Source organism: Aeribacillus sp. JST-2 (assembly GCF_056032925.1).
Window position 1 is genome coordinate 1 of sequence record NZ_JBVVUU010000031.1, and the last position, 18673, is coordinate 18673.

General features: G+C 37.1%; 11 protein-coding genes and 4 pseudogenes. 8 read left to right on the forward strand and 7 right to left on the reverse strand.

Annotated features, from left to right (window positions below; genetic code table 11):
- Together AC0KTX_RS13150 and AC0KTX_RS13155 are read left to right on the forward strand one after the other, a co-directional pair.
- Window positions 1-289 (forward strand): hypothetical protein (locus tag AC0KTX_RS13150; RefSeq protein WP_474252596.1); only part of this gene is annotated, 289 nt, incomplete at its 5' end.
- Window positions 290-941: 652 nt separating this feature from the next.
- Window positions 942-1172 (forward strand): hypothetical protein, encoded by a 231-nt coding sequence (locus AC0KTX_RS13155; RefSeq protein ID WP_474252614.1) that lies wholly within the window; start codon window positions 942-944, stop codon window positions 1170-1172.
- Here the strand turns inward: AC0KTX_RS13155 and AC0KTX_RS13160 are convergent.
- Window positions 1167-1475, reverse strand: a pseudogene (locus AC0KTX_RS13160) (transposase); the annotation flags it as partial. The gene AC0KTX_RS13155 and the pseudogene AC0KTX_RS13160 overlap by 6 nt on opposite strands.
- Before the next feature lie 116 nt (window positions 1476-1591).
- Window positions 1592-1831, reverse strand: a complete 240-nt coding sequence (locus tag AC0KTX_RS13165; protein ID WP_474252597.1) for a hypothetical protein — start codon at window positions 1829-1831, stop codon at window positions 1592-1594.
- A gap of 472 nt (window positions 1832-2303) precedes the next feature.
- Here AC0KTX_RS13165 and AC0KTX_RS13170 point away from each other — a divergent pair, with 472 nt between their 5' ends.
- The 6 genes and pseudogenes from AC0KTX_RS13170 to AC0KTX_RS13195 all read left to right on the forward strand — a co-directional run bounded on the left by AC0KTX_RS13170 (window position 2304) and on the right by AC0KTX_RS13195 (window position 10524).
- Window positions 2304-2705 (forward strand): hypothetical protein, encoded by a 402-nt coding sequence (locus tag AC0KTX_RS13170; RefSeq protein ID WP_474252598.1) that lies wholly within the window; start codon window positions 2304-2306, stop codon window positions 2703-2705.
- A gap of 585 nt (window positions 2706-3290) precedes the next feature.
- Window positions 3291-3611 (forward strand): Mu transposase domain-containing protein, encoded by a 321-nt coding sequence (locus AC0KTX_RS13175; RefSeq protein WP_474252599.1) that lies wholly within the window; start codon window positions 3291-3293, stop codon window positions 3609-3611.
- A 99-nt stretch (window positions 3612-3710) separates the two neighbouring features.
- Window positions 3711-4276: pseudogene (locus AC0KTX_RS13180) on the forward strand (ATP-binding protein); the annotation flags it as partial.
- Window positions 4277-5370: 1094 nt separating this feature from the next.
- Complete coding sequence (locus tag AC0KTX_RS13185) at window positions 5371-6900, forward strand: malate:quinone oxidoreductase (protein WP_474252600.1); 1530 nt, start codon at window positions 5371-5373, stop codon at window positions 6898-6900.
- 402 nt (window positions 6901-7302) lie between these two features.
- Window positions 7303-7836: pseudogene (locus AC0KTX_RS13190) on the forward strand (IS110 family transposase); the annotation flags it as partial.
- Between the two features lie 1326 nt (window positions 7837-9162).
- Window positions 9163-10524, forward strand: a pseudogene (locus AC0KTX_RS13195) (IS4 family transposase).
- A 349-nt stretch (window positions 10525-10873) separates the two neighbouring features.
- Here the strand turns inward: AC0KTX_RS13195 and alr are convergent.
- The 5 genes from alr to AC0KTX_RS13220 all read right to left on the reverse strand — a co-directional run bounded on the left by alr (window position 10874) and on the right by AC0KTX_RS13220 (window position 18103).
- Window positions 10874-12016 carry an alanine racemase gene (gene alr / locus AC0KTX_RS13200; protein ID WP_474252601.1) on the reverse strand — a complete coding sequence of 381 codons (1143 nt, stop codon included), beginning with the start codon at window positions 12014-12016 and terminating at the stop codon, window positions 10874-10876.
- Between the two features lie 657 nt (window positions 12017-12673).
- Window positions 12674-13900: a DUF819 family protein gene (locus AC0KTX_RS13205; protein WP_340734257.1), complete on the reverse strand. Its 1227-nt coding sequence runs from the start codon at window positions 13898-13900 to the stop codon at window positions 12674-12676.
- Between the two features lie 5 nt (window positions 13901-13905).
- On the reverse strand, window positions 13906-14916 hold the full coding sequence (locus tag AC0KTX_RS13210; RefSeq protein ID WP_474252602.1) for a dipeptidase: 1011 nt from the start codon (window positions 14914-14916) through the stop codon (window positions 13906-13908).
- Between the two features lie 687 nt (window positions 14917-15603).
- Window positions 15604-16740, reverse strand: coding sequence for an alanine dehydrogenase (gene ald, locus AC0KTX_RS13215; RefSeq protein ID WP_474252603.1), 1137 nt, complete (start codon window positions 16738-16740; stop codon window positions 15604-15606).
- Window positions 16741-16852: 112 nt separating this feature from the next.
- Window positions 16853-18103, reverse strand: coding sequence for a PucR family transcriptional regulator (locus tag AC0KTX_RS13220; protein WP_474252604.1), 1251 nt, complete (start codon window positions 18101-18103; stop codon window positions 16853-16855).
- Window positions 18104-18673 lie beyond the last annotated feature (570 nt).

Below are 18673 nucleotides of genomic sequence, written 5' to 3' on the forward strand. Positions count from 1 at the left end.
TATCGGTTTCTTTTTTTCATGGTATCATTATAACTTATTTATCACGCTCATGTGTCTCACCTTATGGGAGCATTATACATTAGTTGCATATCTGTTTGTAAGGATCTACGAAAATTACGATTTCTCCAAAATTGATTTCCATGATTTTTACCAAAATGTTTCTGAAAACAGAGTTATAGATTCAGTGATTGAAAAATCGCGAACTAAAGGGAAAAATGCTTTTGAATTAAAAGTCAGAGAACTTGCTGCAATATTGAAAGAAGAATGCTCATTATTTTTACCCTCATAAATAACATCATTAATGATCTGCTTAGGGAAAAATAATTATTATTGGGGATTTTTCACAGCATATTCCGAATAGGTCGTCCTAATTAATACTTCACACATGTGTATTGGTAATTAAAAAATGTATCCAATGGCAATTAAGGATATTCACTTAACTGTATAAAATCTCGTTACCGTGTCGCTTGACATGATGCCCCTGCAGGTATGATAGATTGCAAAGAAACAAGTTGTAGAGCTTTGCAAGACACGCAAGCCTATCATACCCGCCACTCCATGTAAAGTGGTGGATATGCACTAAATAATGCATACTCTTAATTGCCAAACGACTACATTTTTAAGTGCCATCAACAATATATGCTAAGTTAATTTTTCGAAAGAACATTCTTTAGTTGTGGGTCTGTGTTTTAACAATAACCGATTTGACTTGTTCACAAGTGAGACATTTTCTTATCAAAAATAAATTAGGTGAACACTGCTACAAGCTTGAATATCTGCGATCACTACTCAAGGCACGTGGAGTGTGTGGCGAAGATGGCTCTGCTTCTATTCAAATGTTTGAGCGGCAAACCGATAGTGAATAATTGGGATGCCGTTGTAACCGATAAAATAAAGTTAACAGTTTTAGATAAATAAAATTTTACACTTCTAACTGGGGAATGAAAGTTGTTTCTTCGTCTTACCCAAGTGTTTTTGTCAACCCAAATTCTCCAAAAGTTGACGGTATTGCCAGTCCAGAAATAGACGGATATAAACCTGCTTGGTATCAATTCGCTCTCGAAGGTTTGCCGGTATTTGGCCAGAACATGGGTGAGGGAATCGGCGTGGGCTTTACCGAGGCCATGTCCGGCGTGGAGAAGGAAATGAGAAAAGCCATCCCCACCGATTAGAAGACCCCTCGAATGGAATCGATTATTCTCTCGAACTTTAAGATACAAGGCATCTAAATTAATGAGTTTGTAGGGGGCACACTCTAAATTCATGAACTATAGGGTCTAGTTTTTGGCAAAGGGGAAACAGTGGATTTCGAGAATTTCTTGCCACATATTGTTCTGTAATTTTTTGTACTTTCCGAGTTGACCACCGTTTACCACCATTTCCATCATAGCAAGCAATAATGCTTGTTTGCTACGCTGATAGCGTTCAAAGAGCTAGGTACTAAATTTGCCATTTCGATGGCGCGGTACGTGTAAGTGACAAATATGAAATTTTGTGTAAAAGAATGGTAATATCTGGACGATATATATAATGAGGATCAATTATTCTATGGGTTGGTGAATCATCAAAATAACATTTGAAAGGGAGGTGCTCATATAAAAGCAAGGAGGTTAATCAGTCTATTGCTTGTGATGGTCGTAGTATTTTTCATGACAACAACCGCATTCGCCGCTTCGTCATCGAAAACATTCACCTCATCCTCTGGATCAATCGGTTCAATGAGTCTGTATCTTGACCCGGGTGAGAGTGGTTCCTCGTCTATTGCTACAATTAATGTTTCCGGATTACCGGCAGATGCGGTCATTACAAAGGTCGTTGCTGATTGTAACACGATGTCGTATTCTGGGGCAATCCTGTCAAACAGATTGTATATAACAACCAGTAACATTTCCGGATGGACATCGGCACCATGGGGATCTGGTAACAAAACAGAAATTTCTTTAGGATTGATTGGCACACTTGCGAATGGCACATATCAACTTTACTATACGGGAACCAACGTCAGCAGTTTATCTCCCGGTTATAAAACATATAACAATATAAAGCTGACGGTGTACTACAACTACTAAACAACATCTTAAACCAGGATAGGTCAGTAGTGGTTATCGCCAGATATTTCCCAGCAAAGTATCGGGCGAAATCCTATGCAAAGGAGTGAATGAAATATAAGTCGGATAAACCTATTAGATGCCAGCTTAATCAATATATTGCTTGGAACAAAAATTGACAATAGGCTGCGGATGAATGGCTTTCCGCCCCCTGACTTTACCAGGTTCGATTTCTGCACGAAAACAGCCCCTGCCATGAGTGAAGAAGAATACAGAGAGGCGATTATTGAACAGGCAAAAAAAGATGCAGCCAAAGGTATCTGTGGCGGTGAATCTCCGGGCTACAGAAATCTTATGAAAAGCTATATTTCCGTTGCGTCTCCAGATAGAAAAGGTATTATCGCAAAAGCATCCCAAAGTTTTGCCGGCAAAGGCCGAATATCCTTTGCGGAGTTCAAAGATGCAGGTAACAATGTCATTGCCCATTATTCACCATATAATGGTTGGACAATGGTTATGACAAAAGCAGAAATGGCACGGACAAGTGAGTTTAGCGCAATATACGTTGAAGCATGGCGTGAGGCATATTATGGGAAAGGCAATACTATCGATGGCGTTGCCACCTCATCGGGAAGTACATTCAGCGTATCTGTTTAATCTCACCTGTTTCTATTCAATTTTCGGGGGCGGTAAACCAATAAAGAATTGGCTTGCCGTCCTCTTTTATATCGATCCAATGATCCGATGGAGAATTTCTGGTGTTAATTCATCGAATCTGAGAAAGTGAAGGAATTCTTTCTTTAGCTTTTCAATAGGTGTTTATGGTAAAATAAAATGTAATGTTTGTCAATTAATTTATGTAGAACTTAATGGACTTACGTAAAAATAGAAAAACCACTTGCCAACATTCCTTATATACACTACCCTCCCTCTATAAACTTTAATTCACGTTTTCTTTAAATTTCACTAACTTCCAATAGCTTCTTCACCTTATGTTAGTGATATTAATTGAATATATTCAATATATTTACATGGTAGAGTCCGTCCTATCGAACAGATTTACAAATATCTGTAATATCCTGTATGACCGTGCTCCTTCTCCCGGAATTGGCCATTTATGACTTGGACGCCTTGAATATTCCTTATGGGAAAAGTGTGAAAGAGACTGGTAGCGCCCCCCATTATTAAAAGGGAAAAACGATTGCCGAATGGTTTGAGGAAGAAAAGGAATTCTTCTTACAGTTGCCGGCAAAAGAATTTGAATGGGTTCGTTATGAACAAGTACGTGTCGATAAATATGGTTACATCCGGGTCGAGAATAAACTTTATTCCACTTCTCCACGTTTTGCCAAACATATGGTTTTGGCAAAAATCTCATATAAAGAGATTGAGATTTTATCAGAGGACTATGAACTCATAGTGAAACATGAGCGTTTGTATGGAAAACAAAAAAAATCGATGAAATGGCAGCCCTATCTAATGGCTAAAAGACCAAACGTTCTAAAATATACCGATTTCTACGACAAAATGCCAACAGAATGGCAAGATTATTTTTCAAACTGACGGCTCAGGAAAAACAAAAAGCCCTACAACTACTGGCTGTTTTACTAAAAGAGCACGATTTTGAGGTTTCAACGCAGGCTTTAAAGATCGCTTCACGATATGGCCCAAGCGACATTACCGAAAATCCCTGATATACCTTTTGATTGGAAGGATATTCAATTGGCACTAGGGGTTACAAGAGAATACCTTCTGCAAGGGGATTTTATCGAAAATTAAGAAAACTGATATTTTATGGTGGAGTCGGAACAGGAAAGACCTTCCTTTCCACTCTCATATCCATAAGTACTATAAAGAAGAAAGGAAAGAAGGTGAAGTTTTATACAGCAGCTTCCATAGTGAATGAGTTATTAGAAGCCAATGAAAAGGGCTCACTAGGCAAATTTCTCAAACAGATTGAGAAACTAGATCTTTTAATCATAGACGAATTTGGTTACATTCCCTTACATAAACAAGGGGCAGTACTACTCTTTCAAATCATTTCCATGTGTTATGAAACCAAAAGTATGATCGTTACGACAAATTTACAGTTTGGACAATGGAACCATGTATTTGGAGACCCTATTCTAACAGAAGCTGTTATTGATAGATTCATTCATCACTTCCATTTAATTATCTTTAAAGGCGAAAGTCATCGTTATAAAGATTCGATTTCATTCAACCAATAACGGAATTTGGCAAGTGTACATTTTTAATTGCCATTTCATGCATTTCTTACTTGCCACTCATGATTATCAAAATAAAAAATTTATATGCTCCAGCCTTTTTGCTGACATACATTTTGTGAGGAATCATCGTTGTTTTCACCCAAATCAATCATAAGCCTTTTGGTGCATCTATATCATTGATCATCCTGTATATACTCGGTGTGATCAGCCCGGCTGTTTCAGCGATCGCGGTCAATTGGAAAAGCGATCCGAAAGGGACGTTCAACCGCTTATCAAAAGTTGCTTTTTGCCTCAAAAGAATGCCAAATTGTATGGATTCATTATCGTTGTAACCATGATTTTCACTCTGTTCCCCTTTTACCTCGTTGGCGGGGAAAAAATCAGGCCTCTTTATCTTTCGCTCACCCAATCCCACTCTTTATATTCATCGGGGATCTAGAAAAAATCGGTTGGCGCGCATTGTGCTTAAAATTATCCCCATTTTTCAGTTCCTTTCGTGATCGGTATCGTATGGGTGTTATATGGCGCGGAAGATTTTTCTTATTACTTGTTGGAGAGACCGAGCGCTTAATTATTGTTAAGAGGGATGGGGAAGAAATAGGAGGTGTCATCTTGCATATTTCCACTTTTAAGAACAATTCTGACATTAAATATGAGGGACTACTCCTTTCTGTAGTGGTAAGGTTTAGACACTATCATTCTACCAAGGAGTAGCTCTTTTTTTATGTGATTTGCTTACATCCCTACAGCGCTTTCGCTTGTGGCCTCTTCATCCAGATAACGGTTTCACCATTATCTGGATGAAGATGTTGTTTTTTCTCCCGCAATAATTTTACTCATACAATAGGCAATAAAATATGCAACCCCTTAATTGCCAAACACTACATTTTTAGTTTGTCATAAACAGTATAGTATCTATAAATCTATAAAAAATAATGATGAACTATAATTAGAAATACTAATGATGAACTATACTTAAATAATGATATACTATAATTAAGATATAATTGTTGTAGGAAAGGCGTGTGGTGAAAACCATGGGGCAGGTGCGCCTGCACCCTTTCTGCAAATAATGGGGGATAAGGATGGAAAAAATGAGTAACAGACAACCTAGAACAGACGTTATCTTAATTGGTGCTGGAATCATGAGTGCGACTTTAGGAACACTGTTGAAAGAATTAGCACCGGAATGGGAAATTAAAGTGTTTGAGAAGCTCGGCAAACCGGGAGAAGAAAGCTCCAACGAATGGAATAATGCGGGAACGGGGCATTCGGCACTATGCGAGCTTAACTACACACCCGAGAAATCGGATGGATCTATTGATATTAGCAAAGCTATAAAAATTAACGAACAGTTTCAAATTTCCAGACAGTTTTGGTCTTACCTTGTAAAAAACAATCTGTTACAAAATCCGCAGGAATTCATCAGACCGTTGCCCCACATGAGTTTAGTCCAAGGGGAAAATAATGTAAGATTTTTAAAGAAACGTTTTGAAGCGCTATCAAACAATCCATTATTCCAAGGAATGGAATTTTCTGATGACCCGGAAAAATTGAAAAAATGGATTCCGCTTATAATGGAAGGCCGTACATCGAATGAACCGATCGCGGCAACCAAAATCGACTCAGGTACGGATGTTAACTTTGGGGCTTTAACGCGCATGTTGTTTGACCACTTAAAAAGGAAAGATGTCGAAATAAACTACATGCATAGTGTTAAGGATATTAAACGTACCAGCGACGGCCTGTGGGAATTGAAAGTGAAGGATCTCAATAGTGGTTCTGTTGAAATCCATAAGGCTAAATTCGTATTTATTGGAGCCGGCGGGGGAAGTTTGCATTTGCTTCAAAAATCTGGTATTCCAGAAGGCAAACATATTGGTGGATTCCCTGTAAGCGGATTATTTATGGTATGTAATAATCCAAAAGTTGTAGAGCAACATCATGCAAAAGTTTACAGTAAAGCTAAAATTGGTGCGCCTCCAATGTCTGTTCCGCACCTTGATACACGGTATATTGACAACAAAAAAATGTTGCTGTTTGGACCGTTTGCAGGCTTTTCGCCTAAATTCTTGAAAACTGGTTCCAATATGGATTTGTTTACTTCCGTAAAACTGCACAATTTCGTAACTTTGTTGGCGTCAGCTTTTAAAAACTTTTCTTTGGAAAAATACTTGGTTCAGCAGCTTATGTTAACGAAAGAAAAGCGCATGAAAGAGTTGCGTGAGTTTATCCCGACTGCTAAATCAGAGGATTGGGATATAGTCGTCGCGGGTCAACGTGTGCAAATTATTAAAGATACTGAAGCTGGCGGCAAAGGAACGATTCAATTTGGTACGGAAGTTGTTACGGCTGCAGATGGCTCAATCGCTGCATTGCTCGGCGCTTCTCCTGGCGCTTCTACTGCCGTACACGTAATGCTTGAGGTGATTAAAAAATGCTTTCCTCAACATAGACATGAATGGGAACCGAAAATTAAAGAAATGATTCCTTCTTATGGCGTGTCGCTAGTGGAAAACCCGGATCTTTTCCAAAAACTTCATACAACAACAACAGAGACGCTCGGTTTAAGCGGAAAAGAACCGGTCTCTGGTGTAAGCGAAAAAGAACCGGTTTATAGCTAATTCCTTGGATGCAGAAACAAAGGCATTTGAATGAAAAAAGAGTTTAAGCAGAACTTTTTATCAACGGACAAGTGTTTCTATGTTAAAGACATTGATCAGTCAATGATGATAGTATTTAAAAATGGCAGAATAATAGAATATGATTGAAAATAGAAATAGAAACATACTAAGATTAGTAGTAGCACAGACCGGCCATGGTCTGTGCTACTATTTTTTTATAGTAGAAGTGGAGAATAGGTCGTGACAGCCCCAGAACCTTGAGTTCGTAATGAAAAAACTGGCCTACTTCACTGCCCTTATAAGAATCAGTTTCAGTATGTTGGATCCTTGAGATCGTGTATAAGAAAAGGGAATCGATAAGGTGAAGTGAAGACTTCTACATAAAAATCAGGAGGAATGTATATGAAAAGCGTCATTGCTTTTGATGTCAGTATGGGAAAAAGTTATATGGTGATTTATAACGCTGCACGTTCTTGTATTTTTGAGGGGGAAATTTTGCATAATCGCCCCCATTTTGAACAGCTAAATAAACTAATCATCGATTTAGTACAAAAAGATGGACAAGTTCCAGCCATTGTATTTGAAGCAACAGGCGTGTATTCCCGACCATTAGAGCGCTTTATGAATGATCACGGTTTTCCGTACTGTCTGTTAAATCCCCTTGAATCAAAGATTCAAACGGCTACTATGCGCATTCATAAAACCGATAAAAGTGATGCCCACCGTTTGGCCCAAACTCACTTTACAACCGAACGGCGCATAAAAAAACCGCAGGACAACTACTTCGACCAAATGCGTGCGCTTTCCCGATACTATCATGAATTAGACGAAGAACTAGCGATGCTTCGAAGTAGAATGCACACTTTACTACAACTGACTTTCCCAGAAATGGAATCGCTGTTCACACAAAAATCCGAACTGTTTTTAAATATTCTTGGAGGAAGGGGTACCCCTTCCTCCAAAAAAAGATTAATTATCTCAAATAACTATTGATAAACCTCTTGACTAATCGTAAGAAGGGGCTGTCTGAAAAGCCCATTTTAGTGTCGCATGTTTCCAAAATAAAAGACCAAAGAATGTTGATTTAACAGCATTCTTTGGTCTTACTTTTTTCATGTTTGGGCTGAAAAGCCATTTTTCGGACAACCCCTGCCTTTTTTCAAATTCGCAGTTAGAGAGGCTGCGGTGAACCGCATAAGTAAACAGATGGTCAATTTGCTCTAAACAAGTATAAAAAGAACAGCTCAATGTCTTTAATATCCAATTGTTGGATTTACATATAGACGCTTTATACTTATTAGCCTCCTAATGATTTTGAACACTCCATAAGGTTGTTTTTTATGTCCAAGTCCTAATTATTGTGTAAAATCACACTCCCAGCCCAGCAAACCTAGATTCCCGGCCAATCAAACCGTTTCCTTTTTATACAAAATTCAGGACTTAATCGTTTTTTATAATCAAAGTGACCAAATGAAGAGGACCTTTGGTATACATGAAACGAAGGAAACATTCAAAGGGATTTTTTAGCTGCAATTAGCGAAAGAAGCATTGGCAGTAAAAACATCTTCGAGAGAACAAACGGGTAATATTGCCTGTCCGCTTGATGATAAAGGTAGTCCCCTTCTGGCATTAGTTTGCTGAAAGTGCTTGAAGGAATTCCGATAAGTTTACGGATTTCCTTTAAATTATACTTCTGTAACATTTATTGACTACTTGTAAGTCTTTTTGATTTTCCCATCGAGTTTTTTGTTTAGTATGTAAGTCCAAATAATATAATTTATCGGTAAGGGGATGTCATTAAAATAATATTTTCTTGAGGAGGAGTATAAGGCTGCACGGCAGAGAACCGTTTGTGAAAAACGAAAAGTTAAAATCGTGTTCTATTGAGACAAAGAGGGCGGTTTTATGAGAGTGTGTGACTTGTTGCGGATAAGTGACTTCAATTTTAACTTAAAACTTATAGTTGATAAGTTTCATGGATAGAAATTATTTAGAGAGGACCGAGGAGCCTCTTTTTTAAAATTTTTCGCATCATAACTTGTAACTATAATTTTCTTGCCATCATTAAGGTTAAAAATATATTTATTAATTACTCAACTTTCTCACAGTAAATTGGATTTCTAAGCCTTACGGTTAATGGGTTTGTTGGTTGTTTCGAATACTTCTTGACATAAAAATTTGCAAAAAAAAACACCTCAACTTTTGGTATAGTTTAATTGTCCAGAAAAAACATTACCAAAAGCAGATGAGGTGTCTCTTATTATGATAACGAATAACAGACTGAACAATCAACTACCAAAAGAAGTAAAAGCTATATTTGATGAACTTGAAATCTTAAAATATTTAAGGAAAGTGGGAATTAACAAGGGTTTCGGTTATTCCTGCGCCTATTTATTCCAGCTAGTTTTTAGTTTAGTTTTTGAAGGCAAAAATTTGTTTCGACTTCTTCAAAGTAAAAAAGCTAAAGATTTGCCGGAAAAAAACGCTATTTATCGCTTCTTAAATAACCCTCAATACAATTGGCGCAGGTTTTTACTTGTTTTGAGTACTTTCACCATTATGAAGGTAAGTAGTTTAACGAGACACGACCGTCCGAAAGTGCTGATCGTGGACGACTCATCTTATGAACGAAATCGCAGTAAAAAGGTTGAACTGCTTGCTCGCTGTTTCGATCATTCTTCTCAAAAAATGCGTTATTACAAAGAATTTCGTATGCTTACACTCGGCTGGTCAGATGGTGCTACATTTTTGCCTATTGATTTTGCTTTATTAAGCTCTACGAATTCCCAAATCAATGGGATTGATAACCGAATCGATAAGCGTACATCCGGTTATAAGCGGCGTGTCGAAGCTTTACAAAAAGCGCCGGAAGTTATTCCCAATATGATTAAACGGGCACTTTCTCAAGGAATCGATGCCTCATACGTTTTAATGGATACATGGTTTACCCAACAGCCTTTGATCAAGTCCATTGTGGATCAAGGGTTGGATGTTATTGGAATGGTGAAGGATACAAAACAAAGATATCAAGTGAACGGTGAATGGGTGAGCCTAAAAAAACTATACCAAACAGCTAAACCATCACAACATCAAAAGGGTATTTTGCGCTCTATTCACACAACGATGGCAAATGGCGTACCTGTTAAAGTGGTATTTGTCCGTAATCGTAATAAAAAGAGACAGTGGCTAGCTATTTTGAGTACAGACTGTACTTTATCGGATCAAGAAATCATTCGTATTTATGGGATACGTTGGGATATTGAAGTATTCTTCAAAACAGTCAAATCCTTATTGAAACTCCAAAAAGAGTTCCAAGGAAGATCTTATGATTCCATGATCAGCCATACCACTATTGTGTTTACAAGGTACATTGTTTTGTCTTGGCAAAACCGAGTAAGTACAGATTATCGAACATTAGGCGGCATTTTTTATGAACTTTGTGATGAAATCGATGAACTAGATTGAGCCTTTGCACTTCAACTACTCATTGAAATTCTTGAAGATGCACTTCAAAATGTAAATCAAAAGATTAAAAAATTCATCGAAAGTCAATTACGTAAATGGATTGTAGTTTTGCCTAATTATATCAAGGCTTATTTACCAAAATTGAGCTGCGAAAGTTGAGTTAATTATTCTAAAGGCTGTAAGATGAATGTAATTAAATTAACTTGAGGAATGCACTTCGCGTTTTTTAAGTTATTTCAAGGCATATTTCCAACTTCATTCTGCGAAAGTTTCCAGGAGGTAAATAATATACCCGCTACCCGTTATAGGACTTTGCGGGGCTTATCAGCCTATCATACCCGCCTATTCATGTAAGGCGGTGGATATGGAATATATAATATGCAAACCTTTTATTGCCAAACACTACATTTCTTAAATGCCTTTAACAATGTGATTCATGACTATATTTTCGAATGTGCCGCTCTTTTTGAACTTTGGGGGCAGAGACCCCGTTCGTAAACAATGATATTTAGGTTTTGTTTTCGTTGTTCACGTAAACTCTTGGCACTCTTTTGCCAATGAGGCAGACTGTTTCATAGTGGATCGTATTCATTTGTTCCGCTACTTCGCCTAATGAAATATAGCCATGATCTGGATCTCCAAAAATAGTGACGATGTCATCTTCATTCACAGCTCCAACACCTGTTACATCAATCATCGACTGGTCCATGCAGATTCTGCCCACAATAGGCGCCCTTTTTCCTTTTACAGTAACATTGCCCTTATTGGATATGGATCTGGATAACCCATCTGCATAGCCGACAGGAATCGTTGCAATCGTTGATACTCTGTTAGTTGTAAATGTACAGCCGTAGCTGATTGATTCACCGGCATTCACCATTTTGACCAGAACCGGCTTTGTTTTAAAACTCATCGCTTGTCTCAAGGAAATTTTGTCTCGCAAATGTTCACTTGGATAAAGCCCATACAGACTGACACCAACCCTGACCATATCCAAATGCTTTTCCGGATATGCGATCGTTGCGGCACTATTGCAGCAATGTTTTATTGGGATATGTACATCATGTTGTTCCAAGTAATCAACAATTGCTTGAAAATGGGAAAATTGTTTTTCTGTAAAGGATGAATCTGGATCATCCGCTTGTGCAAAATGAGTGAATATCCCTTCCACCGTTACAAAAGAAGAAGTATTGGAATGAATCAGTTTCAGAGCTTCTTCTTTATTTTTAATGCCGATCCGGTTCATCCCGCTGTCAATTTTGATATGAATATGGGTGTTTTTTTTCAGTTCCTCTGCAGTCTGTATCACTTGATCTAACACATCCTGCGTAAAAACAGTTAGTGTAATATCATGTTGTATTGCAGTTTTTACGGCATTTGGGGAGGTATAACCCAAAATTAAAATTGGAGCCTTAATATTTGCCTCCCTTAGGGAAATTGCTTCATCAAGGATGGCAACCGCTAAATAGTCAACACCGGCTCCAATTGCAGCTTTTGCCACTTCGATGGCACCGTGTCCATATCCGTCCGCTTTCACGACAGCCATCAGCTTACATTCATTATGAATATGTTCTTTAAAGGACTTTACATTATGCTGGATCGCTCCCAAATCCACTTCAACCCATGTGTCTCGATAACTTCCATGATTCATTGCGTTTTCCCCCTTGGTGAAATGAACAACAATATGCTTTTTAGGATATATACAATTCAAACAGCAAAAAGTTGTTTACGTAATATCACTGATTTTTGGCCAAATTCTATTTATTATGTAAAATCTCACATCAACCCAACGAACAGAACCTAGTTTCCGCTTTTCACAAAGTTCAGGATTTACTCTTGTATAAAATGCATTTTTATTAACTAATGGATAAACACAAGTTTTTTCCGTCTAAAAAATCATGATAAAATTGCCTTGGTGTCCCAACTATGGAGAAAAGATTACCAGATTACAACAAAATCTTCGATAAGAGTACCTGATAAAATGGTTTTTTCTAAATGAATTCATGCAGGGGACAGCTTGGCAGATTCTCAATTTCTAATCTTGGAACACATAGTTTGAAATATTTTTCAAAAGGCTTTAATCCTTCTAAACTTCATGGAAACAACAATGCAATGTTTCGGCGAAGTCATTTGAGGCAGTTTCAGTTATGGATTCTTTAGTATTTCCATTTAGAAATAGTTTCTGCTATATGAGAGTAAAGATTATTGAACGCATTCACATCAAAAATTTTGCTATGACCACAGTTTCTGATTTCAAGTATTTGTTATAAACCCAGCATTTTTTGAAATGCTGGGTCAAGTGATTCACTTACATAAAAGTTGAGAACCAGTTGCCGAGAATTGTGCCAACATAGTTTCCAATAATATAGCCGAATGTTCCGACTATTAATATCGGTCCAATTAAATTTTTCCAACCTTTCGCAATGGCCAATGCAGCTGCAGTTGTTGGCCCTCCAATATTAGCGTTGCTTGCTAAAAGTATATCTTCAAGATCATATTTAAATATTTTTCCGGCAACTAAAGAAATGATTAAATTAATGATGACAATAATAAAAGCGAACAATAACAACAATGGTGCATTTTGAATAATGAGTGGTATGGACGCCGGGATGCCGATAACAACGAAAAATATATGAACCAAAAATGTTCCAACTTCCTGACTCCCGTTAATATTTTCAAAGTATTTCGGAAATAACGTCAGTGCCATGAACGTCATCGTTGTCAGCATAATATATCCATCACCGAAAAGTCCATTCAGTAAATTCATAAAGAACGAAACATCTTCCCCAGATGGAATCAACTGGTCAAAATATTTGGCGATCTTAAATGATACAATGACAAACAAAAAGGCTGTCCCAACAGAAAGTGCAATATCTTTTAAAGAAATATCCTTTCTTTTCCAAAAGCTTTCCGCCAATGTTTTTCCATCTTCTATTGCACCCTCACGCTCTACTTCCAATATGTGGGGAGTACTGTAACGTCTCTTGAAAAATGAAAGAGTTGGAATAATCATTAGAATAATAAAGAGTATGGCCATCATTAAATTATCGGCAACTACCGCAGAAGAGACTAGTTCACCAGGTGTTTTAAACTTAGCGGCCATTGCGGCAAAATTCACTCCGCCGCCAATATAGCTTGCACTGAACATAGCACCTAGTCTGTCAAGCATTGGAATATAATCTTTTAATAAAAAGAAACTGACAATGGTGCCGGCAATTGTCCCTATCGAGCTTAATAGGAAGATAATAAGCAATCTTCCGGTTTCCTTAAATATTTTTTTAATGTTAACATGGAAAAGCAACAATGGTATCGCTACTGGAACAATAACAGTCCAAACTGCATCATACACTGGAGATGCTGTAGGAATGATTCCAGTATTTGATAAAACGATCGCCCCAATGAGTGCAATGATGGCTCCTGTTATTTTGGATGCCCAAATGTAACGCTGTTCTAGATAAATACTTATCGAAGCCAACACTACAATAATGCCCCACAAAGTTATATAGTCATCCGCTTGAATAAGTGTCTTCTCCAATTTAATCATCTCCTATCTTTTTCTTTTGAAAATAATTTTTTTATATAATGATCAGCATTGTTGAAGCTGATGGATTCTAACTCTTCAGGTGTGAACCCTCTTTTGCTCATTTTCTCCAAAAGATATGGAATTTTTGTCGCATCCTCCAGATCTCTTGTGTATACATTAAATTCTGTACCTAAATCATAGGATTCTAAGTAATTTACAAAATCAAACCCAAAGGCGACATGCTCCGGACCAACTAGATCAGCTATATAAATCGCATGATCAATGAATTTATCAATCGTTGGATTTTCGTGATCTACAAACAAACCATAAGTATTTAAACCGATGATTCCACCTCTTTCCGCAATCGCTTTTATTTGTTCATCTGTTAAATTTCTCTCATGGGGACAAAGAGCTCTTGCATTGCTATGAGAAGCTATAACTGGAAGTTCGCTGGCATTATACATATCCCAAAAAGATGTTTCATCTAAATGAGAAACATCAAGAATCCAGTTTTTCTTATTTGCCATCTGAACGGCAATTTTCCCATAGTCTGTGAGACCTTTGATCTTAGAATCTTCTGCGCCAGTACCGGTTGCCAAAAAGTTGCGCTCATTCCATGCAAAGATCAAATGAATAAATTTATTTTCATGAAGGAAATTGAATACGTTTTCGATTTTGGCTTCAATTGTTTCCCCTTTCCAATCCTTCATAAAAGTAAGGCCTTCAACCCCAAAAAAGATTTTGATTTTTTCCGAATCAGGGTTATTCCGTTGATCAGACAAAGGATGACCAATCATTGCGTGTTTAGAATCCATTAAATCACTCATTACATATTGAAATAATGTTTGAAACCTGTCATATGGATGATTACGGAATTTTGGCTCTACCCAAAACACACAAATGATAGAATCGACTCCGCCTTCTTTCAGTTTAGGATAATGAAATCGATCAAATATATTCTTTTCGCCACGGCTTTTCCGCCATGCAATATCAGTAAACAGGTCAGAATGCAGATCAAAAACTTTCATGATGAACTCCCCCATAACAAACAGATTCAGGTACATTCAAGATTTTTTTTGTGTAAGTTGGCGGTATGCATCAGATAATAAATGAATAGTTTATTTACTTTCATCATTCTAAAAATAAGATTAAAAATTCAGGAAGTTCAGTCAAAATATAATAACGAAGAGATTCTTTCCAAACTTTTAACAAGCTTTTTGGAATTTTTATCTTATTTTGTAGATGAAAGAGTGATTAGATCTCTTTCTTCAAACGAATGTTGAAGTACTTTATCGGCAGCGGAAAATTTGTTTGGAAAGAAAATCTGATAAAAGCTTGCCTTTTCAGTTAATCTGGAAATTTGTTTTAAACAAACTTTTGATTGTCCATTTGATTGATATAAAATTCTGAAAAATAATCGTATTTGCTGGCTCTATTCAAAAAGGTTCTCCTGCGGAGCCAGCGTTTCCTGTTAATCTATTTCGGTTTACGATTTGATATTCAATTGTTCAACTCCCATTTTCATCAAGGCGCTTTCATATTTATTTTTTCCGGTTTTTTCAGAAAGATGAGCAATGAATGCCATTTCTTTATTTAAATCAACCTTTTCCATCTTCAACTTTTTGCGGTTTCGAACTTTTATTAATGTCAATGAAGGTTGTTTAAGGAACCTTTTATTTTAAAACACCCTTCATAGCTAAGCTAGAAGGGTGTTTTTATGATGTTGAATGCAATCGTTCGGAGATAACGTCATCAACAGGAACATAGTCATAGCCAAGGTCTTGTGCTACTGCTTTAAATGTTACTTTGCCATTCATTACGTTCACGCCTGTTTTAATCGGTTCACTTTCTTTAATAGCTTTTATAATACCTTTGGAAGCAATTTGAACAGCATATGGAATGGTGACATTTGTTAGGCTGATCGTTGCTGTACGCGGAACCGCACCTGGGATGTTGGCAACGGCGTAATGCAATATTCCATGTTTTTCAATAATTGGTTGGTCATGAGTTGTTGCATGGTCAATTGTTTCAAAGTTACCGCCTTGATCAATTGCAACATCGATAATAACTGAACCAGGCTGCATTGATTTCACCATTTCTTCCGTGACAAGCTTAGGTGCTTTTGCGCCAGGAATCAGTACTGAACCGATAACTAAATCGGACTCTTTCACCGATTCTGCGATATTATACGGATTGGACATCAATGTTTGCACATTTGAACCAAAGATGTCTTCCAATTGGCGCAGACGTGCAGGATTTAAATCGATAATCGTTACATCTGCACCAAGACCTTGTGCAATTTTTGCGGCGTTCGTTCCAACGACACCTCCGCCAATGATCGTTACTTTCCCGCGTTTCACACCTGGAACGCCGCTTAGAAGGATTCCTTTTCCTCCCTTAGATTTTTCCAGATATTGTGCCCCGAGTTGTACTGCCATACGACCGGCAACTTCGCTCATTGGTGTCAGCAATGGCAATGTATTGTTTACGGTAATGGTTTCATAAGCAATGGCTGTCACTTCATTTTCCACTAAAGCTTTGGTCAATTCCGGTTCATTTGCCAAATGGAGGTAGGTAAATAAAATCAGCCCTTTTCGGAAATAACGATATTCATGTGGGAGAGGCTCTTTTACTTTCAGAATCATTTCAGCTTTTTCCCATATTTCTGAAGCTCTTTCAAAAATTTCAGCACCAGCCTGTTTATACTCTTCATCGGTAAAACCGCTTCCGATCCCAGCATTTGTTTCGATAACTACTTTATGTCCGGCATTTATTAAATGGACAACCCCTGCAGGTGTGACAGCTACACGATTTTCATTATTTTTCATTTCTTTTGGAACCCCGATGATCATCCTTACCATCTCCTTAATATAACATCTGCACCACTATCATATCTCTTTTATTTGAACCTTACTTTAGGAAAAAAACTGAAAATAACAAAAGTAATTTGTGTAAATTTACAAATTACTCAACCTTGATGCTCTCAAGTTTTAAATCCAGATATAAAGTGATTTTCTGATTAGGGTCTTTCAGGTTAACCCCTGTTATTTCGGCTATTCTTTTTAAACGGTAGTTTAACGTATTTGGATGAACATGCAATAATTGCGCTGCATGATAAACATTGCTATCACTTTCCAAATAAGTTTTAAGAGTATGCAATAAATCTGTGTGATGCTTGAGGTCATACTCTCTTAATTTTTTGATTGCCTCACTCTGGTAGTGGTCACGAACCCGGATCTGATAAAGCTCTTCTAAAAATTGATAGACGCCGATCTCTTGAAAACTATAAATTTGCTGTAATTCATCAGGAAATTTTTTCTTAAGTCTCAGAACCTTCAATGCTTGTTTATAACTGTATTGAACATACTCCGGAGAATGATAAACGGAGCCAAATGAGCCAATTATATTTCGGATATGTAAACGCTTACTTATTTTGTTGATAAAATCTTTGATAAAATCGGTAAGGATGGTTATCGTTTCATTTTCGGTTTTGAGCCGGGTCAGCAATATTAATTGATTTTGATCAAATAATCGGCCGACAACTTGAACTTGCTGCAATGTTTCAGTTAAATAATGAGCATGTTTTTCAATAGCTTGTGTAATATCACCATCAAACTCAATAATGGCGACAGCAAGCCTTCCCGCCAGATTAATCCCGACCTGTTTAGCTAATTGCTTAATCTTAGACACATCGTTCAAATGGCCTGTTAATAACTTCCATATAAATTCCTGATAATTTTCTTCTTCCTTTCGTTTTTTGATTCGCTGCATAAGGAGCTGATTTTTTACAAGTTTAGCAGCAGCTTTGAGCAATTGCAATTGATCATCGTTTAATGTTTTATCATTGATTTGTGCCCATATAAAACCTAGAACCTCATTATGTTTCCGGATCGAAACAGCAACGCGATTGCCAAGTCCCACTTCTTTGATTGCAGGAACAATAACAGGTTCATCACTTTCGAACAGTTTCGCCATGATTCCATTTTTCCAAAGACTATTAATGATTTTATCTGGCACTTTTCTGCTTATAATCGTGGCTATTCTTGCTTCATCTACATTTTCTTTATGTTTGCTGTAGGAAATGATTCGGTGATTGGAATCCTCTATAGTAATTGGACATTCAAGAAAATCGCCAATGCGATCTGCCAAAAGGTCCAAGGAATCGTCTTGACGCAGTTGTGAAAATAATTCTTGATAGCTTAGTGAATTCCCCATCATCTCTTGCCCCCTTTGCTTGTTTGTACAGCAAATCCCTTTTGCACTGGAAGCTTTGATATGGTTTAAGCACAAATCCGGTGTGAAGGATCAACAAGAATAGACCCATTTTGTCAATTGATCTACCAAAGATGGCTCAGGATAAATAACTGCAATATTCAATTGAATGATTCACCTCCTTAAAAATGGTCTTGAATAAATCTTTTATAAATATGTTTTATTTCTTTTAAAAACGAGAACCTTCATACATGTTGTCTTATATAGGTCTTTAAATAGATTATCTTTTTAAAATTTGCCCATCTCAACATGATTGTTAGGAAATCTGACAAGTTATCAATAGTAAGCGTTTTCAAAAACATCTATTCAGTTTGAGAAGAAGTTGCAGAACATATGGACGACACAGGAATATAACTAAGGAGTTGATCGATCCGTTGCATTTTAAGTATAACCAATTATAACAGATCAAACTAGTTTTAATGGCAAATGAACCGATGTTAATGGAGAATTTTATTTCATTGAAAATGATTTTTGTTGAAATAACTTTTCGAAAGTTAATGTGCATGCTGTGTC